Annotated in this window: 21 protein-coding genes; 6 read left to right on the top strand and 15 right to left on the bottom strand. The window is 63.8% G+C overall.

From position 1 onward, the window contains the following. Positions 1–26: 26 nt before the first annotated feature. Complete coding sequence (locus BMI88_RS19165) at positions 27–1,088, bottom strand: AI-2E family transporter (RefSeq protein WP_078551086.1); 1,062 nt, start codon at positions 1,086–1,088, stop codon at positions 27–29. Between the two features lie 158 nt (positions 1,089–1,246). On the opposite strand from BMI88_RS19165, the gene BMI88_RS19160 reads away from it, so the two are divergent. Continuing rightward, positions 1,247–1,444 (top strand): CsbD family protein, encoded by a 198-nt coding sequence (locus BMI88_RS19160; RefSeq protein WP_078522745.1) that lies wholly within the window; start codon positions 1,247–1,249, stop codon positions 1,442–1,444. Between the two features lie 170 nt (positions 1,445–1,614). Here BMI88_RS19160 and BMI88_RS19155 read toward each other — a convergent pair whose 3' ends face one another. From BMI88_RS19155 to BMI88_RS19145, 3 genes are all read right to left on the bottom strand, one after another. Continuing rightward, the gene (locus BMI88_RS19155) at positions 1,615–2,817 is read right to left on the bottom strand and encodes a hypothetical protein (protein WP_078551085.1); all 1,203 of its coding nucleotides are present in this window, start codon (positions 2,815–2,817) and stop codon (positions 1,615–1,617) included. Beyond that, a complete protein-coding gene (locus tag BMI88_RS19150; protein WP_078541429.1) occupies positions 2,814–3,233 on the bottom strand; it encodes a phage holin family protein in 420 nt (139 codons plus the stop codon). The genes BMI88_RS19155 and BMI88_RS19150 overlap by 4 nt, the downstream gene beginning before the upstream one ends. A gap of 109 nt (positions 3,234–3,342) precedes the next feature. Next, positions 3,343–3,537, bottom strand: coding sequence for a PLD nuclease N-terminal domain-containing protein (locus BMI88_RS19145; RefSeq protein ID WP_093477206.1), 195 nt, complete (start codon positions 3,535–3,537; stop codon positions 3,343–3,345). A gap of 177 nt (positions 3,538–3,714) precedes the next feature. Between BMI88_RS19145 and BMI88_RS19140 the strand changes: the two genes are divergently transcribed. Beyond that, on the top strand, positions 3,715–3,888 hold the full coding sequence (locus tag BMI88_RS19140; RefSeq protein WP_075776656.1) for a DUF1328 domain-containing protein: 174 nt from the start codon (positions 3,715–3,717) through the stop codon (positions 3,886–3,888). A gap of 51 nt (positions 3,889–3,939) precedes the next feature. Here BMI88_RS19140 and BMI88_RS19135 read toward each other — a convergent pair whose 3' ends face one another. The 4 genes from BMI88_RS19135 to BMI88_RS19120 all read right to left on the bottom strand — a co-directional run bounded on the left by BMI88_RS19135 (position 3,940) and on the right by BMI88_RS19120 (position 9,118). Beyond that, positions 3,940–4,602, bottom strand: a complete 663-nt coding sequence (locus BMI88_RS19135; RefSeq protein WP_168174021.1) for a CerR family C-terminal domain-containing protein — start codon at positions 4,600–4,602, stop codon at positions 3,940–3,942. A gap of 123 nt (positions 4,603–4,725) precedes the next feature. Beyond that, positions 4,726–5,505, bottom strand: a complete 780-nt coding sequence (locus BMI88_RS19130) for a MipA/OmpV family protein (protein WP_078522741.1) — start codon at positions 5,503–5,505, stop codon at positions 4,726–4,728. Between the two features lie 89 nt (positions 5,506–5,594). Further along, complete coding sequence (locus BMI88_RS19125; protein ID WP_078551083.1) at positions 5,595–7,229, bottom strand: hypothetical protein; 1,635 nt, start codon at positions 7,227–7,229, stop codon at positions 5,595–5,597. A gap of 80 nt (positions 7,230–7,309) precedes the next feature. Then, complete coding sequence (locus tag BMI88_RS19120; protein WP_078551082.1) at positions 7,310–9,118, bottom strand: alkaline phosphatase PhoX; 1,809 nt, start codon at positions 9,116–9,118, stop codon at positions 7,310–7,312. A gap of 319 nt (positions 9,119–9,437) precedes the next feature. On the opposite strand from BMI88_RS19120, the gene BMI88_RS19115 reads away from it, so the two are divergent. Next, positions 9,438–10,331 (top strand): YihY/virulence factor BrkB family protein, encoded by an 894-nt coding sequence (locus BMI88_RS19115; protein ID WP_078522738.1) that lies wholly within the window; start codon positions 9,438–9,440, stop codon positions 10,329–10,331. A 44-nt stretch (positions 10,332–10,375) separates the two neighbouring features. Here BMI88_RS19115 and BMI88_RS19110 read toward each other — a convergent pair whose 3' ends face one another. The 5 genes from BMI88_RS19110 to BMI88_RS19090 all read right to left on the bottom strand — a co-directional run bounded on the left by BMI88_RS19110 (position 10,376) and on the right by BMI88_RS19090 (position 17,956). Further along, positions 10,376–14,287, bottom strand: coding sequence for a translocation/assembly module TamB domain-containing protein (locus tag BMI88_RS19110; protein ID WP_078551081.1), 3,912 nt, complete (start codon positions 14,285–14,287; stop codon positions 10,376–10,378). Next, positions 14,287–16,080: an autotransporter assembly complex family protein gene (locus BMI88_RS19105; protein ID WP_078551080.1), complete on the bottom strand. Its 1,794-nt coding sequence runs from the start codon at positions 16,078–16,080 to the stop codon at positions 14,287–14,289. The genes BMI88_RS19110 and BMI88_RS19105 overlap by 1 nt, the downstream gene beginning before the upstream one ends. A gap of 113 nt (positions 16,081–16,193) precedes the next feature. Continuing rightward, positions 16,194–16,721, bottom strand: coding sequence for an NUDIX domain-containing protein (locus BMI88_RS19100; protein WP_146673633.1), 528 nt, complete (start codon positions 16,719–16,721; stop codon positions 16,194–16,196). 135 nt (positions 16,722–16,856) lie between these two features. Then, positions 16,857–17,369 (bottom strand): protein-export chaperone SecB, encoded by a 513-nt coding sequence (gene secB / locus BMI88_RS19095; RefSeq protein ID WP_078551078.1) that lies wholly within the window; start codon positions 17,367–17,369, stop codon positions 16,857–16,859. Between the two features lie 59 nt (positions 17,370–17,428). Then, positions 17,429–17,956, bottom strand: coding sequence for an FxsA family protein (locus BMI88_RS19090; RefSeq protein ID WP_078551077.1), 528 nt, complete (start codon positions 17,954–17,956; stop codon positions 17,429–17,431). A 118-nt stretch (positions 17,957–18,074) separates the two neighbouring features. On the opposite strand from BMI88_RS19090, the gene BMI88_RS19085 reads away from it, so the two are divergent. From BMI88_RS19085 to BMI88_RS19075, 3 genes are read left to right on the top strand one after another with little or no spacing between them, the layout of a single operon-like run. Beyond that, positions 18,075–18,734, top strand: coding sequence for a Tim44/TimA family putative adaptor protein (locus BMI88_RS19085; protein WP_078522789.1), 660 nt, complete (start codon positions 18,075–18,077; stop codon positions 18,732–18,734). Positions 18,735–18,739: 5 nt separating this feature from the next. Then, positions 18,740–19,627, top strand: coding sequence for an MltA domain-containing protein (locus BMI88_RS19080; protein ID WP_246831935.1), 888 nt, complete (start codon positions 18,740–18,742; stop codon positions 19,625–19,627). After that, positions 19,624–20,217: a Smr/MutS family protein gene (locus tag BMI88_RS19075; protein ID WP_078551076.1), complete on the top strand. Its 594-nt coding sequence runs from the start codon at positions 19,624–19,626 to the stop codon at positions 20,215–20,217. Before BMI88_RS19080 ends, BMI88_RS19075 begins: the two co-directional genes overlap by 4 nt. On the opposite strand, the gene BMI88_RS19070 is transcribed toward BMI88_RS19075, so the two are convergent. Beyond that, on the bottom strand, positions 20,214–21,305 hold the full coding sequence (locus tag BMI88_RS19070; RefSeq protein WP_078551075.1) for an alpha/beta fold hydrolase: 1,092 nt from the start codon (positions 21,303–21,305) through the stop codon (positions 20,214–20,216). The two genes, BMI88_RS19075 and BMI88_RS19070, sit on opposite strands and share 4 nt — an antisense overlap. Before the next feature lie 61 nt (positions 21,306–21,366). Continuing rightward, the gene (gene hslU / locus BMI88_RS19065) at positions 21,367–22,674 is read right to left on the bottom strand and encodes an ATP-dependent protease ATPase subunit HslU (RefSeq protein WP_078551074.1); all 1,308 of its coding nucleotides are present in this window, start codon (positions 22,672–22,674) and stop codon (positions 21,367–21,369) included. Positions 22,675–22,676 lie beyond the last annotated feature (2 nt).

Genomic DNA, 22,676 nt, shown 5'->3' with positions numbered 1-22,676 from the left:
CGGGCCGCGCCGGATCAGTTCTGTTTTCAGTTGGTTTCGAGCTTCTGCTCCGCCTCGGATTTCGGATCCGGCAGGCTGTCGGTCAGCACCAACGCCCAGAGCAGCAGCGGAATCGCCACGATCCCGCCCAGCGGCCCCCAGAGCCAGATCCCGAAGGTCAGCGACAGGAAGACCAGAAGCGGATTGAGCCGCATCTGCCGCCCGATCGCGGCCGGAGTCACGAATTGCGCCTCGGTCGCGTTGAGCATGACGTAGATCAGCGGCGGCAGGATCACCCGGATCCCGTCAAACGTGGCCACGCCCGCAAATCCCAGCGCAATAATCAGCGCCGCGGGGCCGAGATACAGGATGTAGTTGATCAGGAAGGCCACCAGCCCCCAGAGCGGCGCATTCGGCAGCCCGATCAGCTGCATCGCGACGCCCACCGCCAGCCCGAGGCCGGCATTCACCACGGTGATCGTGAGGAAATAATGCGACACCCGCGTCTCCGCCTTGCGCAGCCGCGCAGCCGTCGCGCCGCGGCTCGCCGGCTCCGCAAGATGCTTTGCGATCCAGTTGTAAATCTCGGTCCGCGAGAGCTGGAAAAAGAACAGCGCCCCGATATAGATCAGCCCCTGCGCAATGATGGCCGGGGCGAGCATGACGAGATCCTTGGCGTCCGGCACGGCGCTCTTGTCGCCATTGCCACCGCCATCCTGCGCGGCATCCTTTGCCGGCGTGATCGCATCGCTCACCTCCTTCGAGGCGTCCTGAATGCCTTGGAACATGTGGCGCATGTGAATGATGGTGGAGCGCATGTCGTCCATCACCTTCGGCGCCTGACGCATCAGCTCCGCGATCACCGGCTGGATCACGAGAACCAGCAGCACGGCGATCATCAGAGAAATAACGAGCGAGGTAAGTGCCCCCCAGACAGGCGACAGACCTCTTTTCTCCCATGCATCGGAAATTGGTGAAAGCACGATCCCAACGACGAGCGCGAGCACGACGGGGGCGAGCAAGCTTTCCACCTGGCTAAGCGCAGCCACGACAGCGATTACAGCGATCGCGATCATGGCGATGCGCGACAGGGTCTCCAGGCGATGCATTTCGAGAATTACTTCCCTCTTGGGTTTCGCGAGCTAACGCCGCTGGAGCCCCCGCAGTTCCCGAGTTTTTGCGCCCTCACCCACAGGAACATCGCCCCCGGCGAAACGTTGATGGACGACGCCGAGACCCGCGTCTTCATCTTGAAAGGAGCGACGCCATGAATTGGGATCAGATTAAAGGCAGCTGGAAAGAAATGAAGGGCAAGGCCCGCGAGAACTGGGGCGAGTTGACCGACGACGAGCTTGAGGAGGCCGCAGGCCATCGCGAGCAGATGGTCGGCCTGATCCAGAAGAAATACGGCAAGACGAAAGAGGACGCCGAGCGCGAAGTCGACACCTGGTCGAGCTCGGTCTGAGCTTCGGAATTAGACCCTATTCCAGCGTAAAACAGCATAAACCGGCGTCGCAGAGATTGCGGCGCCGGTTCTCTTTTGCGGGTCGGTCACGCGCAGCGAGCGCCATGAGCCACCAAGCAAAAAGGCCGGGCGCGAGGCCCGGCCTTTTCCAATCAGGTCCACCGATCGGATCAGTGGGTGGTTTTCGGCGCCGACGAGGACGTCGGGTTGGTCGAGGACGCGCTCGACGTGGACGAGGAGGAGGAGGAGGAGGAGGAATGGTTCGCCTTCACCTTCTCGGCCGCCTCGTGAGTCTTCGCCTCAGCCTTGGACGCGACCTCTTCGGCCTTGGACTTCGCGGCATCCTTGGCCTCTTGGGCCCCGGCGCGCACTTCCTCTTCGCCTTTCTGCAGCGACTGGCCGACATCACGCAGCGCGCGGTTGGCTTCCTGAGCAAGCTGGCGCGAGAGGCGGTCGATCAGCTGCTCGCCTGCGGCCATCGCCTGATCGCCGAAGTCGCGTGCAGCACTGCGCGCCTCGTCACCCGCCGAGCTCATCACCGAACGTGCGGTCCGCTTCAGCTCGTCGGTGAACTGGTCGGCAACCTTTCCCGCGCGGCGCTTCTCGTCGCGGTAGAGGCGCTCGGCCTCGTCGAACAGACGGTTCGCCCGCGGGCCGAAGCTGCGGCGGCTGACATTGACGTCCGGCTTGGGCACCGCGTTGAAGATCGCGGCACCGATGGCGAAGCCGATAGCGGCGGCGATCAGCGGGTGATCCTTGACCATCTGCTTGCTCGTCGACCCGGCTTGGGTCGCACCGTCCTGCAGGCGAATCCGGGCGGAATAGGCTCTTTCACGGGCCCGCACCACGCGGTCGCGCGCATCTTCGTTGAGGTCGCTCAGACCCGAGGACAGCGAGTTGCGCAGGTCGCTCGCGAACTTCTGCATCACCTCGGAGCGCTCCTTGACGAAGTCGCGCGCCTTGTCGGTCGAGCTGCGCTGTTCGGCCTCGAGATCTTCGAGACGCACCGACGCATCGTGGCGCAGCGTGTCGATCTCGTCGATCCAGCCATCGGCGCCCGCTTCGCTCGGCATCACGAGCGGATCGGCATCGGCGACCAGATTTTCTTCCTCGACGGTGGCGGAGTTGCGCTGGCGCAGCAGGAACCATGCGATACCGGCACCCGCGAGGGCGAAGGCCACGGGGTTCTTGCGCACGGCCTGTTCGGCACTGCGCGCAGCCGGCGCCGCGTAGTCGCGCACGACTTGCGACACTTGATCGGAGAGATAGTCCGGCGCGATGCGGCCGGTCAGATCGCCGAGCGTCGATGCGAGATCGGCACGGTCCTGGCGCAGACGGTTCTCGATTTCCTCAATGGTTTTCTTCTCGGTCATTTGAAGCTCTCCTTAAGCGCCTGCGCGTCAGCAGACAGGTTTTCCTTGAGACGGGTGGGTGGGCTCGACACTTTGCGCAGCTTCGACGCGGCAATGAGCGCCGCGATGATGCCGAGGATCAGAAGCACCACGCCGACGATCAACGTCGCGGGGCCCCGGTCGAGGCCGGCCCATTCCAGCCCGTAGATGGCGGATTGCGTCAGGGGGAAGATCGCACCGAGCGCGAAAACCAGGGCGACCGCGCCGAGAATGACGGCATTGCGCGCAAGACCCGCCCGATGGGCAGCTTCGGCGCGCACCAATTCCGCCTCGGTCCGTGCGATCTCGCGCGTCTGCTCGATCACCCGGTTCAGCAAATCGGTCACCGTTCCCCGGCCCTCGTGGCCGTCAGGTTCTTCGGTCTCGTGGTAACTCATCGACCTCTCCCAAACATGTCACGGCCTCTTGCCGCGATTTCTGTGGTTCCAACGCGGGTTGGGGAATGCGGTTCCTTGAGGCTCTCCGCAGCCGCCCCCCTTGATTTCGTCACTTCGAGGCGCGCGGCCCGGCCACCAGCCAGATCAGGAAACCGATCAGCGGCAGGAAGAAGACGAGAAGCGCCCAGAGCACTTTCTTGCCGGTGCTGGAATTCGACCCGACGATCGAGACCAGCGCCCAGATATCAAGTGCGAGAAGTAAGATACCCCAAAAGCCGCCGAGGCCCGTCATATTCATTTCCATGTCCCCATCTCCCTTTTTCGTGAGGTTGTGAATCGCCGCCCAAACGCCGGAAAGCGCACGATGTTCCGCGGATTTACTGACTCAGGGTAATGGAACTTTCGGGAAAACGGCACGTTTGGATGTCATGAAAGCGCAGCACTCAGCGCTAATGTACGCAACATCCGAAGGAGAATACCCATGCTTGGTTGGGCTCTGACCTTTCTCGTTATCGCGCTGATTGCCGCGGCGCTCGGTTTTGGCGGCATCGCAGGCGCATCTGCCGGGATCGCACAGATCCTCTTCGTGGTCTTCCTGATCCTGTTCGTGGTGGCCATGGTCGCCCGGGCGGTAAAAGGCAAACCGCCGGTATAACTGCGAAGACGCTAGGAATTTTCGAGGCCGCTCCCGTCGGGGCGGCCTTTTTCATGTGTCGGGGGCGGTCTTGGCGCGCGCCTGCGCCAGCATCGCATCCAGATTGTCTGCGACGACCCGGGAAATCTGCGAAGCCTCCGCCGCGCCGATCTCCGACCATCCCATCTTGCGGCGCACGACCTCCGCGCCAAGCCGGAAATAAAGCACTTGCCCGATCATCGCGAAAACCCGCAGCGCGCTCTCCGCATCGTCCTCCGAGGTTCCGCTCGCCCGTGCCCCCAGCGCCAGCAGACGCCCATGCACGATCGAGATCAGGCGATCATAGAAAATATCGAGCGTCTCGCCGCCTTCGGTCACTTCGCGCATCACGAAGCCGATCATCGAGGCCGCATCCGGCTGCGTAAGGATGCGCGAGATCATCGCCTCCATCAGCGCCTTGAGCTCCGCCTCCGCCGCCTCGGGCGACAGCGCCTCCGGGGGGCCAAGAGGCCGCATCACCTCTTCCATGCGCCGCACGAATTCCAGCGCACAGGCGCGGCGCAGCCCTTCCTTGCCTTGGAAATGGTAGGATATCGCGGCGACATTCGCGCCCGCCGCCTCGGCCAGTTCCCGCGTCGAGGTGGCCGCGAACCCTTTCGTCCCGAACAGGCGCATCCCGGCTTCGATCAGGGCGCGCGCGGTGCCATCGCGGGCTTGCGGCTGTGTCTGGGTCATCGGCGCATCACGTCTGGAGAGGAAATCTGCCGCCAACATGCGCGGCGACGCCCGAAAAAAGCAAGCCGCACGGGCGACCCATGCGGCTTGGCTTTACGTGTCTCGTAGGAAGCTTTGGCCCGATCAGAACGGGAAGCTCACCCGGCGGGTCAGCATCAGCGAGACCGAGCTTTGCTCGCGCGAGCCTTGCTGCACGATCGGGCTGTCCGCCGCATCGCCCTGCAGGCGATCGTAGTTCAGCTTGCCCTCGACCGCCCAGTCATTCCCGAGCTGGTAGGTCGCCGACAGTTCCAGACCGGTCGAGACGAGGCCGCCATCGGGCGAATAGGCCGCCAGACCGCTCGCCGTGGATTCCGACGGGCTGATGCCGAAATAGGTGCGGTTGTAGAGGCCCGAGCCATAGAAGACGCGCGGACCGATGCTCAGCTTGAAATTGTCGGTCTTGATCGGCTTCCAGTCGGCGCCGATTTCGGCGACCACGGCGTTATGCCCGACCACGCCGTAGCGCATATCGGCAAAGGCGCCCCATTGCGGCGCCTGATAGCCAAGCCCGAGCCCCAGTTCGAGCGAGGTGGTGACATCGTCGAGACCCGCGATCTCCGAATAATCGCTGGAATTACGACCGCCGACGAGGCGGAAGGAGCCATGCACGTTCGGGCCCAGCTTTTCGTAATTCGGATCATCCGAGCCGAACCGCATCCCCTGCAGCGTGAAGCTGTTGAGCTTCACCTTCGCGGTGGGGCTGGTGTCGTAATGATCCGCGCCGAAATAGGACGGGGCATAGCGTGCGCCCGCGCCGATGGTGAAGGTCACGCCACTTTCTGCCTGCGCGCTCGCGGCGGTGCAGACAGCAGCGACCGCGATTGCGGCGCTTGCGGAAAGTTGGCGGATGACTTTTGCCATGATGGCGCTCCCGAAAAAATGTACCGATTTGCGCAAACACTGCCAATTGGCGGCGAAAAACGCAATCGGCTGGCGCAGATTGGTTCAGATTAGCGGCGCTTATACCACGGCTGGGCGATTTCCTCGATCCCTGTGGGCTGATCCTGCTCCACTTCACGCCAGACTGTGCCGTCCACCGGGGCGACCGTCGCATCGCGTCCTTGGGTGAAACTCTGGTCGCGCACGATCATCCGGTAGGCCGCATTCAGTGCATCGGCACGCTCCGGCGTGGGCAGGATCAGCGGGCCGATATCCTCGGCCAAAGCCGCCTCTTTCTCGGGCGGCAGCTTGCCCGCCTCCAGCCAATCCTCGATGAGCTCGGCATTGGCGCGGAACTCGTCCCCTGCCCCGTTGGTCTTCAGGTAATGGGCGTAATCGCCGCTGCCATCGGCGCGCACTCGGTCGGGCGTGCCAGCCAGCCCCTTCTGCGTCCAGTGATACCAGCCGCCGCGATAAGCCTCCTTGCCCAGCTTGCGCGCGAAGGCGAAGGTGGAATCGTCGTTCACGCCCAGCGTGCCATGACAGCCGACGCAGAACACGGTTTCCTCGAAGCTCTGCGGGCGCAGATCGCCCGTCGCATCCTCGATGAACCCCTGCAGCCGCCAGCCGAACGTGTTGGGGACACCGGTTTCGGAACTGCCGAAGAACTGCTTGGTCCGGTCGGGAAAGGCGCTGTCTTCCTTCAACTCGGCCAGCGCGGTCTCTTCCAGATCGGCATAGCTCTCCCAATCCGTCTTGACCATGTAGCGCAGCTCTTTCAGCCGCGCCGCCAGTTCGATGCCCTCGGGCGTCGGGTCGATATAGCGCACCGAATGCACGAATTCCGTGCCCTTGGGATAAAGCCCGGCGGCAAGCTGAGCACCTTCGGCACCCGCGCGCCCGGCCCAATGCATCGTGATCCCACCGAGCGGCGCGAAGGCGAATTTCACCGCCTCCGCCCGCCCCATCACCCCGTCGCGGTCCAGATCGAGGCCCATCGCGGCCTCATCAGTGGGCTCGATCGCGACATCGGCACGGGTGATCAGCGCCTGCACGATCGCGAGGTTGGTCTTGTAGATGGTGACATCCTCGCCCCCCTCAGCGGTCTGACGAAACGCCTCCGGCAGACGGATCATCACGTCATCGGTCGAGCCATTGGTCGGCCAGAACGTGCCGGGCAGCGGCTGATAGGCAAAGGCGCGCCAGCCGGTCAGGCTGCCATCGGGTCTGCGGTCGAACCCCTCGTCGTCGAAGGCGAATTGCACGTCGGGGATATAGCCGTCCCATTCGCCATTGTCGTTCACGTCCCAGGCCGCAGGCGGATCGGCGAGCCTCGTAGCCAAGGCGATCCCGCCCGCCGCATCGTGGTAATTGTCCTGCCGCACATAGGCGCGGATCTCGGCACTGTCGGTCGCGGCCACCTCGGCGCGGCGATCCACGAAGAGGTTGCGCCACGGGTTCTCGAGCGCCGGGCCCGGAAACGCATATTCGGTTTGCAGATCGGCATCGCGCACATAATTGGGATGACGCGGATAGGTGTGACAGGTCTGGCAGGGGTTATGCACCTCGCCCGCCGTGTCTTCCGTCTTGGTATAGCATTGCGGAGGAATATAGGCCGTCGGATTGTCCAGCACCGTGGTCTTCAGATCGACCGCCCCCGCCATCGTGGTCGTGCTCAGCAGCGCCAAAATCGAAATCCGCAGCATGCGTCAGTCCTCAGTCTTGAAAGAAAAGGCGAGGCCCGGGTCTCCGCCGGGCCTCGCCAGAAATGTCTCGCGAGCGCCCGTTACTGGGTCTTCGCGGTGGCATCCATCTGCGGGAACGGACCGACGTAACCCACATAGGCACGCGCCTGCGCCGGGTCGGTCAGCTTGTCTTCGTCGCTCTCGCCATAGGGGTGCTGGATGACCGCCATCAGGTAGCCGTGGCCGTTGACGTTCGGGTACCAGTAGGTCGAGGTGGTTTCCGAACCGTAGGGCGTCGACACGATGCGGGTCAGCTCCTTGGTGTCGGTGTTCATCGCCCAGATCGCGTCGTTCTGGTGGCCCGAACCGGTGTCTTCACCGATGATCAGCGTGTTGTAGCCCGGGATGTAGGTGATGTTGTCCGGGTTCGCGATGCCATTGATATCGCAGCTGTTCAGCTCGGCCGTGTCGCCGCACATGTCATGGGCCGGATCGCAGCTTGCGTCCTGTGCTTTGACCTTGTGCTCTTCGGTGAGCGGCTTGCCCGAGATCAGACCCATCATCTTCGTCGCGGTGAACTTGTCGTCCAGCGAGAGCGAGTAGACCGTGCCGCACTTGTTCTTCGGCAGCTTGATCGCGTTCATCCCGCCCAGATCCTGCTTGGCACCGTCTTCCATGCCCTTCTCGACAGCCGACATCGACAGATACATCTGATGCTTGTCGGCATCGTAGGTGATGCCTTCCATCTTGCGGAACTCGGTCGTGGCGCCCTTCATCGAAGCGTAGCGACGGGTTTCCAGACGCGAGGCAATCGCATCCATGCCGTCCTTGACCTTCAGACACTCGGGATTGCCTTCGGCGTTCGAAGCAGAGAACCCGTCGGCGCAGGAACCGTCTTCGCCCATCTCGGCGGTCTCGAAGAGATCCGAGAACTGGGTGCCGGCTTCGATCGCCTTCTGGATCGTCGCATCGTCGGCATGGCCCAGATCGACCCATTCCAGATCGGCCGCGCCGCCATTTTCTGCCGAGGTCTGGTTCCACTTGGCCGCGTACAGCGTCCCGGCGCTCAGGTCGCCTGCGGTGTCGGCTTCAAAGCGGAACAGGCCCACATTGGTGCCGTCATCCGAGATATAGGCGGTTTTCTGGTCGGGCATGACATAGGCCAGCTCGACAGCCACGCGGCCCATCGCGAAATGCTTGTCAGCCTTGGCCGAGCCGTCTTCCGAGACGGTGATCTCGGTCGGGTAGCCATAGCGATAGGGCTTATACGCGTCGCGGAACTGCTCGAGGCTCATGCCCTCGGGGTTCACGCCCGCATAGCGCACCATCGGGAAGTCGTAATCGTCGATCTCGTCGAGCGAGGTCGCCGCTTCGATCGCGCGCGCATCGGCCGGGTATTCTTCCGAGCCCAGATGGGTCTCCCACGGCGTCACGGACCCCGCGCAGGGCACCCAGAGACCGTGATATTCGGAAAAGTCGATCGGCTTGGTGGAGACCAGCTTCAGGTTGCCGTCCGCATCCTGCTCGACTTCGCTGAGATACATCGCACCGGGGCGCGATTCAAAATGCGTCACCGAATAAAGCTTGTCGCCCTGGCGGAGGAGCGAGGTGAAATCGGCGGAATCCGAGATATGCTCGGAGCCGTCGGCCGACTTGACCGGGTTGCCGTCCTTGTCGGTCAGCAGGGCGAAGGTGTTGTCACCGATCTTGTCGCCCGAGCGCGCCATCACGTGATAGCCGATCTTGTAGTCCTTGCCGTCGATGGTGACCGTGTCGGAGGCGATAGCCTGACGTTTGGCGGCGTCGTCCTTGGCGAAAGGAACGGGCGAGAAAGAGATGTCACCGGCATGCGCCGCAAACGGCAGCACAGCGATAGCGGTGGCTTGGAGGAGGGTCGTACGAAGCGACATGGCTGATCCCTTGGCTAGTTGCGTTCACGACGCTCCTAACGGCGAAGTGATTCCCTTTTGTGACAATCTGGCGCTTTCGTGATCCTGGCCTCGACCACGGGCGGAGGGCCCGCGTGGCTCGGCCCGCACTGACATCAGCGGTCGCTAAAAATAGACCCTATTCCAGCATGATTTTGTGTTTTCGGCCCTGGCTGGCACAGGCACGATCCTGCCCGCGCGACGCCAAGCGCCTGAGACGCAACAGCTTTCAGCAAAGCGCGGGCGCCGCGTTGCGATCACGCGGGGCTTGAGCAATGGTGAATGAAACGAGGAGTAGCGCGTGAGAGAAACGGCGAAATTCGCGGTCAGCCTGTTCGGGCGGCTGTTCCAATCGAATATCACCCTCGTGTCAGCGGGGGTCGCCTTCTATTCCATGCTCGCGATCTTCCCCGGCATCTCCGCAACCATCGCGCTCTGGAGCGCGTTTGCCGATCCGACCGTGATCCGCACCTATCTCAACGTGGCGGATGATTTCATTCCGCCCGAAGCCTATGCGCTGATCAACGACCAGATCCAGAACTGGCTGATCGGGCCGCGCGCGACAATCGGGCTCGGCGTAATGTTCTCTGCCGCCGTGACCCTGTTCTCGGCCCGCGCGGGCGTCGCCGCGCTGGTGCTCAGCCTCAACGTGATCCACGGCACCCGGCCTCGGGCTACGATCTGGAGCTTCATCATGGGCTACCTGATGACGATCGCGCTGGTCGGCGTGATGCTGGCCGCGATGGCGACGGTCGTCGTCGTGCCCGTCGTCATCAACTTCCTGCCCTTCCACGAATATTCCAAGATTCTGCTCTCGGGTCTGCCTTGGGCGGCGATGCTTTTGCTGATGCTGACCGCGCTCGGAATTCTCTATCGCTACGGGCCCAATACCGAGGGCAAGCGCGATCCGATCCTGACGCTCGGCGCGGTGCTGGCGACGGCGCTCTGGGGGCTCAGCTCGATCGGGCTGACCTTCTACCTGTCGAATTTCGGCAATTACAACAAGATCTACGGCTCGATCGGGGCGGTGATCGCGCTTCTCGTCTGGCTCTATCTCAGCGCCTTTTCGGTGCTGATGGGGGCCGCGCTGAACGCCGAGCTCGCCGCCTTTCGCAAGCGTCGCGCGCAAGAGAAACTCCGCGACGCGATTGAGGGCGACGACGAGGCTAAGGCCAAGGAAGCATCCTCGTCATAAGTTTCACTTATTTCCGGGCGCGGAAATGAAGTGAAACTTATGGATCAGTAGTTCTTCTCGAAATAGAGGCCGACCCCGCTCTTGCCGTCAGAGCCGACGGTGCCGCGCGCGGTGAGGCTCTTGGTCACATCCAGATTGAGGTTGATCTGCGAGGTGCCGTCGCCGCCCACCGTGACATCGGTATAGATATTGTCCGAAAGGTATTTCCCGACCTTGAGCTGGGTATTGCCCTGCGCATCGGTCGAGACGTCGAAATCATCCAGCCCGAAATTCTTCCGCAGCTTGCCGATGATCCCTTCGCCGCCCTTGCCCGCGAGCGTCGCGACTGCCGAGGCCAACTGCGCCGCCTGCAAGGGCGAGAGATTGTCGATGGACCGCCCGAAGATCAGCCGCGCCAGAACCTCGTCCTGCGGCAGGTCGGGCGAGGACGCGAACGTCACCAGCGGCGCATTCGCCTGCCCCTGAATGTTGATCGAGATCGTGTAATCTTCCTGCGTCGTCGTCGCGGTGAAGTCGATATAGGGTACCAGCGCGCCTTGCAGCGCGATCCGGCCCTGATCGAGCGTGAAGCGCTGGCCCAGAATGTCGAGCCGACCGCGCACAAGCGAGAACTGCCCGATCGGGATCACGTTCGCCGTGGTGCCGGTGATCCTCAGCGAACCGCCAAGCTCCGCATCCAGACCCCGGCCGCGCACGAAGATGCCGCGTTCGGAGGCGATGGTGACATCGAGCGGGAACGACGGACCGGAGGCCTTCGCACCACCGCTCGCATCGCTCTGGCCATTGTTCAGCAGGCTCGCACGCTTCAGCGTCTCGCGCACCGCACCGCTCTCGCCGACATGCTGGATCCCGTCGGGGACCGAAGCCCCGCCGCCGACGCCCGAGGAGGGCACCCGCAATTCGGTATCGCTCAGCGTGATGCGCCCGGCGATTTTCGCACCGCCGGTCAGCGGCCCGTCCATCGTGATCGTGCCCGAGGCGCGCGTGTCATACAGCTCGGGATCCTTCAGCCGCGCGCGGTCGAAACGGATCGTCAGATTGCCGTTATAGGGCGCGGAGAGGTTGATCGGGCCGTTGACGGTGATTTGCCCGCCCGTGCCCAGCCGCCCGGTCACGCCAAGCTGCGCGCTGCCATTCGAAAGCTGCACGCGCGTGTCGACGTTTTCCAGAACCATGCCGAGATTGGGCGCGACAACCTTCGCGCCATTCGACGTCACCGTGCCCGACAGTGCCGCGAGCCCCGGTTTGCCGTTCATCCGCAGATCGAAGCTAAGCGGGCCCTGGACCGAGCGCGGCTCGATGAAGCTGTTGGCGAGCGCGGTCTGCGCCTGCCCGGTGATCGAGAGATCGGCATCGGCGAAATTCGTCGCCATGCGCCCCGAGACCTTCGCGTCCAAGCCGCCCGGCCCGGTGCCCGAGAGGTTCAGATTATACCCAGAGCCATCCTCGGTGACCGTGCCCGACACCGTCACCGGTCCCGGGAAGCCCGGCGCGAGCAGCGCGGCATTGGCGAGGCGCGCGTTCAGGTCGACCTTGCGCGAGGTCTCGCCCGCGGTCCCCTTGGCGGAGACGTCGAGCTGCGGGTTCTTCAGGTCGAGGTTCTGCACTTCGACCGCGCCGTTCGCATATTTGGCCTGCAGCGAGAGGTTCGTCGTGCCCGCCAGCAACTTGTTCGCCTCGGCCTGACCCACGGCGAGGGATTTACCGGTGCCGTCGAGCGTCAGCCCATAGGTCGCGCCATCCATCGTCGCCGTCGCGTCGGCCACGAGCGTGCCGCCATATTTCGCGCCCAGCACCGACAGGTCCTTGGTGTCGAGATGAGCGGTCACCTTGCCCTTGTCGCCGTCGAGATTGCCCTGCGCTTGCAGCTCGCCCGCTGCGGTTTTCACGTCGAGCGAGTCGAGCGTCATGCTGGCATCGCTGCGCGAGCCCGAGACCGAAATCTCCGACCGTCCGGCCAGCGCGCGGTCCACCTCGGGGATGCCGATCGCGAGGGAATTGCCGGTGCCTTTGAGCGTCACGCCATAGGTGCCACCATTCAGCGTCACGGTCGCATCGGCGGCCAACTTGCCGCCATATTGATCGCCCAGCAGCGACAGGTCATTGGTGTCGAGCGTGGCGGTCAGTTTGCCGTTCTCGCTCGCCAGATCGCCCTGCGCCTGAAGCGTGCCGGCGCTTGTCTGCACGTTGAGCGAATCCAGCGTCAGCCCGGTCTCGTCCCGCTTGGCCGAGATCGCGATTTCCGACCGGCCCGCCAGCGCACGATCCGCCTGCGGCTGGTCGATCGAGATGTCCTGACCGACGAGGTTGAGATTGGCGTCGAAGGCACCGCTGAGAACGGTGTATTTCCCCGCGACCGTCATCCGCGCCGACCCGCCGAGATCACGCCCCGCCAGACCCGACAGCATCGAGAGGTTCGAATGGTCGACCTGCGCCGCGCCCTCAATGGTGACGCCCTCGCTGATATTGTCGATCGTGAGGTTCGAATTCAGGCTGTAACCGGTGCCTTTCAGCGCCAGTTGCGACAGGCGCAGCGGCTTGTCCTGCTGCCACGAGAACACGGTGCGCAGGGTGACGGCGCTGCCCGCGGCGGCGCTCAGCTTCGGATCGGACAGCTCCAGCCCGTTGATGCCCAAGAGCACGGTACCCCCCGCAGAGGGCGGCGAAGCCTGCCGGATGCGGCCCGAACCCGAGAGGTTCGCGGTCAGCATCTTGGTGCCATCCTCGCGACGCAGCTGGTTCAGACGGCCCGTCAGCTTCCAGCCATCGCCTTCGGCCTTGTCATAAGAGAGATCGAGCGTGCCCGATTGCACATAGGTTTTCGGCCCCGAGATCGGCAGCAGCACCTCTTGGCCATCGCCGAGGCCGAGCTTGGCGGTGAGGTCGAATTTCACCGGCATGTTGTTGGCGCCGGTCTGCGCCGAGCCGTTCAGCTGCAGCGCGCGCGATTTCAGATCGAGCGTATTGAGCGTCGTCTGCCCCGAGGCCGTGCGCGTGCCATCCGCGACCAGCGCGACCTCGTTGCCGAAGAATTCGTGGTAATCGGGCGGCAGGAGCGGACGGATATCGCCGCCCAGCGCGACGGAGAAGGTCGTGACCTTGTCGCTGCCTTCGGGTGCGCCCTCGGGCAGTTTGCTGCCCACCGAGACCTGCCCCGCCAGACGCTGCTGACCTTCGGTGCTCAGCACGATATCGGCGGTGAAATCGTCGAGCGGGCCCTTGCCCGAAACGGCGAGCGTCATCGCCGGATTGCCCGGCAGGCCGATCTTCTGCACGATGATCCCGTTCTTGCCCTCGTCCACCAGCAGGTCGAGGCCCAGTTCGCGCGTGGCGTTTTCGTAGGATGCGGTAAGGGAGAACTGGCCCTTCTTGTTGTCGATCCGGGCGATGTCGAGCTTGGCATTGCCCTCGCCGCCTGCGAGCGACATCGAACCAGAGACTTTGACCGTCGCCTCTTGCCCGAGGATCGGCTGGCCGAGGATCACCTTCTGCGCGTCGATCTTGCCGATCTTCACCGAGACCGGTAGATCGGGAAGCTGGAACGGCTTGGCCTCGGGGCTGGGGGCGGTCGAGCTGCCCTCGGAGGTCGGTAGGCGCGGCAGGTCGATCTCGGCGGCGGAAAGCTCGTCGATCTCGATCTTGCCGGTCAGCAGAGCCGTGCGGTTCCACTGGAGCGCGCCGTCCTTGATCGTGATCCACGCGCCGTCCTTGTCGGAGATCGTCAGCTGATCGAAGGTCGCCCGCGAACTGAGCGCCCCCGAGAATCCGTCGAGCCGCACAGTGCGCCCGGCGCCCGAGAGGTTATCCTCGATCAACCCAGTCAGATAAGAGCGGTCGCGCTGCGTCTGCTCGTCGGTCGCGGCCCCTGCCCCGTCCGCGGTCTGCGGCGCGCTGTCCTGCGCGGTGGCGACCAGCGGCGTGAGGCAGAAGGCGAGAAGGATAGCGAAACGTTTCATCAGAAAGCCTGCCCGATACCGATATAGAGTTGCGCCCCCGATCCGGTGCCGCCCGAGACCGGGAAGCCGACGTCGAGGCGGATAGGGCCGATGCCCGTCTTGTAGCGCAGGCCGAGACCCGCGCCTGCCTGCGAGCCCGAGTCGCCGCCGCCCGCGATATAGCCGTAGTCGTAAAAGGCGACCGCGCCGATCTTGTCGGTGATGCCGATGCGGGCTTCGCCCTGGAAGCCCACGAATTCAGTGCCGCCGGTTTTCAGCGTGCCGCCGTCGAGCACTTCGACGCCGAGCGACTGGTAGGGCTGGCCGCGCACGGTGCCGCCGCCGCCCGAGTAGAACAGGTAGTCGCGCGGGGTTTCCTCGAGATCGGAGCCATAGACCCCGCCAAGCTGCACGCGGCCCGCGAGCACGAAGCGATCGTTCTGTCCGAAGCCCCGATAGGCGCGCAGATCGCCCGTGACCTGAGCCCCGGTGCCGGTATCGCCGCCAATCCCCACGAAGGGCGTCACGCCCGCCTGAATGAAATAGCCCTTGGTCGGATCGAGCTTGTTGTCGCGATCGTCCCAGGTGAGTTTCGTCGGCAGATAGACCTGACGGAAATAGGTTTGCCCCGAGTCGTCGGTCACCTTGGACCAGCCGTAATTGATCGAGACGTCGCCGGTCAGCTTGTCGTTGAAGATCCGCGTCAGACCGAAGCCGATATCGAAGGCGTTCTCGGTGTAATCCTCTTCGTTCTTCTGGCTGATCTCGGTCGTGATGTAGGCGCTGGTTTCCGGGTTGAAGGTCGCCGGGCGGTCGATCCGCGCGCCGATCGAGTAATCCGTGCCGCCCGTCGCGCCGCCGATGCCGGAGATGCCCGCATCGACGCGGAAGCGTTCGCCGCCGCCGAAGAGGTTGCGGTGCAGCCAGTAGCCGTTGAGGCCGAGCCCGTCGCTGGTGCTGAGTTCCGCGCCGAGGCCGATCTTGCGTTTCTTCTGCTCGACCACGGCGAGGTTCACATCGAGGCTGTCATCGGGGTTGAGCGTCTTCGCCTCGGTGATCGCGACCGAAGAGAAAATCCCGGTGCGCTGCAGTCGCGACTGAACCTGATCGAGTTTCTTCGGATCATAGACCTCGCCGGTGGGAAAACCCGCGATCTCGCGCAGGCGTTTCGTGCGCAGGCGCTTGTTGCCGGAGGTCTCGAGCCGCCCGAAGGTCACCAGCGGCCCCGGTGCCAGACGCACGTCGGAGGCCAGCTGATTGGCGCGGTGATCCGCGACGATGTTCTGATAGGAGACTTCCGCCTTGGCATGGCCCGCATCGCGCCAGCCGGTCGTCGCCGCGCTTGCGGCATCGACGATCACGCCCGATTTCGCGACCGCACCGACCTTGTAGCCCTCGGGCAGATTGGTTTTCGGCGCGACCGGAGCGATATCGGCACGCGAGAAGGTAAACTCGGGGCCCGGCGTCACGGTCACGGTGACGTTGTTCACCGTGGAAGGCGCATCGAGCGGCGGAATCGTGGCGGCCTCGCGCCCGTCGAGCTTGATCGACACGACGCCGGAATACCGCCCCTCGGCGAACAGCGCCGAGACGATGCGGTTATAGTCGGCGCGCGCCTCGGAGAGCACGTCCTGCGCGTCCTTGCTGTCGTCATCTGCGGATTGCACCAGAAGCGATGCGCCCTTGATCGCTTTGCTCAGATCGTCCGACGCGCCGGGAGTATTAAACTTTAACGAATATGCGAGTGCCGGGGTCGCGAGGATCGCAAGCGCCGCCACGCTCAAATGAAAAACTCGGATGGTCTTCGGTCCCATTACTCATGCCCCCGCCCAATCGAGAGCAGAGTTACAGGTAAGCGATGCGAAAGCTAGGGCAAGCGCGGAATTCCGCGTAGCAATTTAAGGCAATCGGCAGAAATCCCCGCCGATCAACAGATCAGGGCGGGCAGGATGCGGGAGATATGCTCATGCATGTAAAACCGGAGCCAACGCGAGAACCGATCGGGATAGCGCCGCACCTCGGCCCCGAGGTCGTAAAGACCGATCCAGCGGGTCTCCGAGACCAGTTCGGGATCGGGGGTCACGGTGAGGCCGCGCTGCGCATAGGCGATGTAGATATCGGTTACTTCGTGCTCGACCAGCCCGTCGCCGATATCCATCCGATATTCGATGCGGTCGGCATGGGCAGGATAGAGCCCTTCGATGCCCAGCTCCTCACGCAGTCGCCGCAGCGCGCAGGTCTCAGGACGCTCCCCCCAATCGGGGTGACTACAGCAGGTATTCGACCAGAGACCGGGGGATTGCAGGCAGTTTTCCGAGCGCTTCTGCAGAAGGAGCTTTTCGCCATCCATGACGAAAATGGAAACCGCCCGGTGGCGGATCCCTTCGCGATGCGCATCCATCACGTCGACAGGGGCGAGCGTGCCCTCGATCCATGCCTGTATCTGGCCCATGATACCTCTTCTGAATCCGATGATCCTGCCCGGGTCGCGGACGGGATCACCGTTACAAAATGGGTCCGTGACAGGCCAGAGTCACGGTGTCAGCTTGTCCCTGAGGCACGATGCCGCGCCTCAGGCCAGCTTGACGAATCAGACCGTCGTGGGCGCCTCGGTCTGCTGACGACGCGCCAGTTCATTGCGATACAGCGCGACGAAATCGACGATCTCTAGGTTGAAGGGCGGGAAGCCACCGTCGCGGGTCACATCCGAAACGATGCGACGCACGAAGGGGAACAGCTGGCGAGGACATTCGATCAGCAGGAACGGATGAAGCTGATCTTCCGGCACGCCCTCGACGTGGAAGATGCCGCCGTAATCGAGCTCGAGCAGATAGAGCGTCGCGCCGTCCGACTTGTTGTTCGCGGTGATCTTGAACTTGGTGATCACCTCGTATTGATGCTCGGCGTTGCGCTTCTTGGCATCGAGCGACACCTGCACCTGCATCTCGGGCTGGATGTCGCTGGTCTGCACGCCTTTCGTGGCGACATTGTTCTCGAAGGACATGTCGCGCGTGAATTGCGCGAGGATGTTGATACGCAGCCCTTGTTGCTCTTGCTGCGGATCCGCGGCGCCGTTGGTCTCGCCATTTGCTTCGTCAGTCATCGACCTCTCCCAAAATTATTTGTGCGAGGTTTAGCACCGGCAGAAAGAAGCCTCAATTCTCAATGAAGCGTCCAGCCGGACGGCCCGCCCGAGGGCTTGCCGTTGGGATCGTCGCGATGGGTCATCTCCTCGACCTCTTCGGCATCGAGGATCTCCGGATCGCGCGGACGGTTCGGAGGTTCGCGGCGCGGATCGTATTGGGTCGTTGTCCGGTACGCGCCGCCCATCTCGAATCGCTGCACCTTCACCCGGCTCGCCGCGGCTTTCATCACCCAGTCGCGAATCCCGGGGATCAGCAGCAGGATCCCGACCGTGTCGGTAAAGAAGCCCGGAGTCAGCAGCAGCACCCCGGCCACGAGGATCATCGCGCCATGTGCCAGCGGCCGCGACGGGTCGCTCAATTCATTGAGAGAGCTGCGCAGATCGTTGAGCGCACGCGCCCCTTCCCGGCGTACCAGCGATGTGCCGACGATCGCGGTCAGCAACACGATCCCCAGCGTCGGCCACAGGCCGATGAGCCCGCCCACTTGAATGAACAGACCGATCTCGATCAGCGGCACGGCCAGAAAGGCCAGAAAGATCCACATGGCATCCTCTTTTATCGCGTCTCCGGGCAAGCTGCGCCGGTGGACTTGAACTAGTTGACGCCTTACATAAGTAGCCATTGACCTAGAAACAAACATGAAGCCAAACACAGGGGTCTCGATGTCCGGTGCCGTCATTCAGCTTATCGTCCTCGCGGCGATTGCGATCTTCCTGATTTTCAAGCTGAAAAGCGTGCTCGGGACCCGTGAGGGCTATGAAAAGCCGATCGCGCCCGAAACGCCTGACACGCCGACGCCGAAGCGCGATTTCGACGTGATCGAAGGCGGTCCCGATCACGATATCATCGACAATGTGCCCGAGGGCTCGACGGCCGCCGTCGCGCTTGCCGCGATGAAACGCGTCGAGCCGAGCTTCTCGGTCTCGGAATTCCTGCAAGGGGCGCGCGGCGCCTACGAGATGATCCTGATGGCTTTCGAGACCGGCGATCTGGAAAAGGTCCGCCCCTTCCTGTCCGCCGAGGTCTACGAGGCCTTCGAGGGTGCCGTGGAAGCGCGCAAGGAGAAGGGTCTCGACGTTCAGGCGGAATTCCTCGGCCTGCGCGAGTTGGTGCTGAGCAATGCCGACTTCGACCACTCAACGAAGGAAGCCGAAGTGACCGTGCGCTTCGGGGCCGAGATCATTTCGGTCGCGCGCGATGCCGCCGGAGAGGTGGTCGAGGGCGATCCCAAGTCGCCGCGCAAGCAGCGTGACATCTGGACCTTCGCACGCACGATGGGTGCGAATGACCCGAACTGGCAGCTCGTCGCCACGGGCGGCTGAAGCCGGTGGCGCTGTCCTTCGCCGATATTCCCGGCTGGACCCGGGACGATCACGCCGCCGCTTGGGCGGCGTTTTGCGTTACGGCCGATCTCTATGGGATGGACACCGCCGGGCTGGACGATGCCAGAACCGCTTTCGAGACCTATTTCGCCCCCTATGAAATCGCCCCCGAGGGGGCCGCGCATTTCACCGGATATTACGAACCCGAACTGCCCGGTGCGCGGCGGAAATCCGACCGCTTCGCCTGGCCGCTTTATGCGAAACCCGCTGAAATAGGGTCTAATTCGCCGTGGCATACCCGCGCCGAGATCGAGGCGGGCGATTTGCTGGCGGGGCACGAACTGGTCTGGCTGGAGAGCCCGATCGAGGCCTATCTCGCGCAGGTGCAGGGCTCGCTACGGGTGCGGCTTGAGGACGGCGGCAGCCTGCGGCTGGGCTTCGACGGCAAGAACGGGCATCCCTATCGCTCCATCGGCAAGGAGCTGATCGCGCGCGGCGCAGCCCCGGCCGAGGAGATGACGCCCGAGTTCATCCGAAGCTGGGCCGCCGCAAACCCCGATCAGCTGCAAGGGTTGCTCGATCACAACCCCTCTTTCGTGTTCTTCCGAGTGTTGGATATCCCAGGTGACACCGGCCCCCTGGGCGCGATGGGACGTCCGGTAAGCGCGGGGCGCAGCCTCGCCGTGGACCCCGAGGTCGTGCCGCTGGGCAGCCCGGTCTGGATCGACTGCCCCGGCTTCGGGCAGCGCCTGATGGTGGCGCAGGACGTGGGCTCTGCGATCAAGGGCGCGGGGCGCGGTGATCTCTTCATTGGCACCGGTGACGAGGCCGGGCGCATCGCAGGCGCGATCAACGCCAAAGGCCGGATGATCGGCTTGCGGAGGCGCGCATGAGCCGCAAACGCAAACTCAGCCCCGAGGAACGCGCGCTGTGGGATCGCGTAGCGTCGACCACGGAGAATTACCGTCCGAAAAAGGCCGATCCCGCCGAATTAGAGTCTTTTCTGGCGCCCAAACCCAAGCCGAAAACGAGGGCCGAGGGGCTGCGCAGTTTCGAGATGGGTCAGCACGCGAAACCCTCGCCGGGCCGTCACGATCTTGCCCCGGAGCCGGGCGAGCATCTCGCGCGACAGCCCGTCACGATGGACCGCAAGGCGCATAAGGCGATGACGCGCGGCAAGCTGAAGCCCGAAGGCGTGCTCGATCTGCACGGTCTGACGCTGGCCGAGGCGCATCCTGAACTGATCCGCTTCATCCTGAATTCGCAAAGCCACGGCAAGCGGCTAGTGCTTGTGATCACAGGCAAGGGCAAGCGCGGTGACGATGACGGTCCGATCCCGCGGCGTGTCGGCGTGCTGCGTCATCAGGTCCCGCAATGGCTGCGGATGATGCCGCTCGCGCCCGCCGTCATGCAGATCAACGAAGCGCATCTGAAACATGGCGGCGCGGGCGCCTATTACGTCTATCTGCGCCGAATCCGCTAACCGCCCGAGATCGGCGCGAGGATGATCTGCGTCGTATTCTCGACCGTCAGCACCACCGCATCGCCCAGCCCCGTGCGCCCGAACTGCTCGACCTCGAGCACCTCGGCCACTTTCTGCGCGCTGTCGAGCAACCGGATCAGCGCTGGCGAGGTGACGACGTTGAAATGCCCGTCGCCGGTGTTGAAGGCCGAAACATTGATCAGCGTCACCTTGTAATGCGCGATACTTGAGACGTTTTCCAGATTGCCCAGCCGGTCGCGCTTGCCCGACAGCCGTGCCGATAGCTGAAGCGCGCGATCCTTCGCGGAGGTGAAGATAATGAACGGCTGCGGCAGCGCGCCGATCGCGTCGGCCTGTGTCTTGAACACGTCCACCGCGATATCCGGCGAGATCAGGACCACCCCGGAAATCGTCGAAAATCGACCCTGTTTCTGCGTAATCGCCTCCTGACGCAGCACCTCCATCACCAGTTCCGCGCCCAGCGAATGCCCCACGATCAGGATGCGTTTCGCCCCCGCCGCGTTCAGATCGTCGATCAATTTCTCCAGCCCGTCGCGCGCGAAGAGCACCGAATCCCGGTCATAGGCATAGCCCAGCACATTCGCCCGCGACGGCCAGGAATAATGCACCAGCACGCCGGGCAGATCGAAATCCGCGCCCATCTGCGCCATCCGGTAGAGGCCCTCGGCGAAGGAGTTGTTGAAACCGTGGACGAACAGCACCGCCTGCCCGTCATGTTTGCGCAGCGCCGTGCGCAGCTCCGACTGGAACGCAGGGCGCTCCATGTCGATCTCGGATTGCGAGACGAGGAACTGCTTGTCCGGGTCGACCGGCGAGGTGTCGGTCATCGGATAGGCGATCTCGGCCACCTCGCGGTCCGGCGGCGTGGCGACGTCGAAGCGCGCGAGCCGCAGCTGCTGACTGCGTGCGGTGCCGAAGGGCTGCCCGGTCTGCGGATCGGGCGCCCGGGTCGAGCCCACGAAAATCGAGCGCGCATCGGCGACCGGGTGATCGAGATAGGCAAGCCGCCCACGCGGTGCGCAGGCGGCCAAGCTCAGCATCAAGATTACGATCAGAAACCGCACCATCGCCCGCGCCTCGCATCCCTCCCGCAGGAGGATAACAGAGCGCGCGCGAGGTGCCAGTGCCCTAGAGGACGTAGCGGCTCAGATCGGTGTCGCGGGTCAGATCGCCCAGCTCGTTCTCGACGAACTCCGCATCGACGGTGACGCTTTGTCCGCCACGGTCGGGCGCGGTGAAGGACAGCTCCTCGAACACGCGTTCCATAACGGTATAGAGCCTTCTCGCGCCGATATTCTCGACCGATTGGTTGACCTCCGCCGCGATCCGGGCGAGCGCCGCGATACCGTCCTCGGTGAACGCGACCTCGACCTCTTCGGTCTTCATCAGCGCCTGATATTGCCGGGTCAGCGCGTTGTCGGTCTCCGACAGGATGCGGGTGAAGTCCTGCTCGGTCAGCGCCTGCAGCTCCACGCGGATCGGCAGACGGCCCTGCAGTTCGGGCAGCAGGTCCGAGGGCTTCGCGATGTGGAACGCGCCCGAGGCTATGAACAGGATATGGTCGGTCTTCACCGGGCCGAGCTTGGTCGACACGGTCGTGCCTTCGATCAGCGGCAGCAGGTCGCGCTGCACGCCCTCGCGCGAGACGTCGGCCCCGCGCGCATCCGAGCGCGCCGTGACCTTGTCGATCTCGTCGATGAAGACCATGCCGGAATGCTGCACGGCCTCGAGGGCCGCGGTCTTCACCGTTTCGTCGTCCAGAAGCTTGTCGGCCTCTTCCGAGATCAGCGTCTCGTAGCTCTCCGAGACGGTCATCTTGCGCCGCGTGGTGCGGTTTCCGCCGAAGGCTTTGAACAGGTCCTGAAGACCCTGCATCTGCTGTTCCATGCCCGGCTGACCGCCCATCATCCCGAGCGGCATGCCGCCGGACTGATCGGCCACGTCGAGTTCGATGATCTTGTCGTCGAGCTCGCCATCGCGCAGCTTCTTGCGGAACATCTCGCGGGTGCTTTCGCGCGCATCGGTGCCGGCGAGCGCGGCGATCACGCGATCCTCGGCGGCCTGATGCGCCTTCGCCTTCACCTCTTCGCGCATATATTCGCGGGTCTGGACCATCGCGACATCGGCCAGATCGCGGATGATCTGCTCCACGTCACGCCCGACATAGCCGACTTCGGTGAACTTCGTGGCCTCGACCTTCAGGAAGGGCGCGCGGGCGAGCTTTGCCAGACGGCGCGAGATCTCGGTCTTGCCGACGCCGGTCGGGCCGATCATCAGGATGTTCTTCGGATAGACCTCTTCGCGCAGATCGTCGGGCAGCTGCTGACGGCGCCAACGGTTGCGCAGCGCAACGGCGACGGCGCGCTTGGCGTCCTTCTGGCCGATGATGAAACGGTCGAGTTCCGAGACGATTTCGCGGGGGGTCAGATCGGTCATGG

The sequence above is a fragment of the Thioclava sp. F36-6 genome, assembly GCF_002020305.1.
GTDB classification, from domain to species: domain Bacteria; phylum Pseudomonadota; class Alphaproteobacteria; order Rhodobacterales; family Rhodobacteraceae; genus Thioclava; species Thioclava sediminum.
Note: the sequence above shows the minus strand (reverse complement) of the source record. Positions and strands in the feature narration are given on the sequence as shown.

Excerpts from the sequence above, each read along its gene's own strand:
- BMI88_RS19165 (WP_078551086.1), bottom strand. The coding sequence starts at position 1,088 with ATGCATCGCCTGGAGACCCTGTCGCGCATCGCCATGATCGCGATCGCT.
- BMI88_RS19160 (WP_078522745.1), top strand. The coding sequence starts at position 1,247 with ATGAATTGGGATCAGATTAAAGGCAGCTGGAAAGAAATGAAGGGCAAG.
- BMI88_RS19155 (WP_078551085.1), bottom strand. The coding sequence starts at position 2,817 with ATGACCGAGAAGAAAACCATTGAGGAAATCGAGAACCGTCTGCGCCAG.
- BMI88_RS19150 (WP_078541429.1), bottom strand. The coding sequence starts at position 3,233 with ATGAGTTACCACGAGACCGAAGAACCTGACGGCCACGAGGGCCGGGGA.
- BMI88_RS19145 (WP_093477206.1), bottom strand. The coding sequence starts at position 3,537 with ATGGAAATGAATATGACGGGCCTCGGCGGCTTTTGGGGTATCTTACTT.
- BMI88_RS19140 (WP_075776656.1), top strand. The coding sequence starts at position 3,715 with ATGCTTGGTTGGGCTCTGACCTTTCTCGTTATCGCGCTGATTGCCGCG.
- BMI88_RS19135 (WP_168174021.1), bottom strand. The coding sequence starts at position 4,602 with ATGACCCAGACACAGCCGCAAGCCCGCGATGGCACCGCGCGCGCCCTG.
- BMI88_RS19130 (WP_078522741.1), bottom strand. The coding sequence starts at position 5,505 with ATGGCAAAAGTCATCCGCCAACTTTCCGCAAGCGCCGCAATCGCGGTC.
- BMI88_RS19125 (WP_078551083.1), bottom strand. The coding sequence starts at position 7,229 with ATGCTGCGGATTTCGATTTTGGCGCTGCTGAGCACGACCACGATGGCG.
- BMI88_RS19120 (WP_078551082.1), bottom strand. The coding sequence starts at position 9,118 with ATGTCGCTTCGTACGACCCTCCTCCAAGCCACCGCTATCGCTGTGCTG.
- BMI88_RS19110 (WP_078551081.1), bottom strand. The coding sequence starts at position 14,287 with ATGAAACGTTTCGCTATCCTTCTCGCCTTCTGCCTCACGCCGCTGGTC.
- BMI88_RS19105 (WP_078551080.1), bottom strand. The coding sequence starts at position 16,080 with ATGGGACCGAAGACCATCCGAGTTTTTCATTTGAGCGTGGCGGCGCTT.
- secB (WP_078551078.1), bottom strand. The coding sequence starts at position 17,369 with ATGACTGACGAAGCAAATGGCGAGACCAACGGCGCCGCGGATCCGCAG.
- BMI88_RS19090 (WP_078551077.1), bottom strand. The coding sequence starts at position 17,956 with ATGTGGATCTTTCTGGCCTTTCTGGCCGTGCCGCTGATCGAGATCGGT.
- BMI88_RS19085 (WP_078522789.1), top strand. The coding sequence starts at position 18,075 with ATGTCCGGTGCCGTCATTCAGCTTATCGTCCTCGCGGCGATTGCGATC.
- BMI88_RS19075 (WP_078551076.1), top strand. The coding sequence starts at position 19,624 with ATGAGCCGCAAACGCAAACTCAGCCCCGAGGAACGCGCGCTGTGGGAT.
- BMI88_RS19070 (WP_078551075.1), bottom strand. The coding sequence starts at position 21,305 with ATGGTGCGGTTTCTGATCGTAATCTTGATGCTGAGCTTGGCCGCCTGC.
- hslU (WP_078551074.1), bottom strand. The coding sequence starts at position 22,674 with ATGACCGATCTGACCCCCCGCGAAATCGTCTCGGAACTCGACCGTTTC.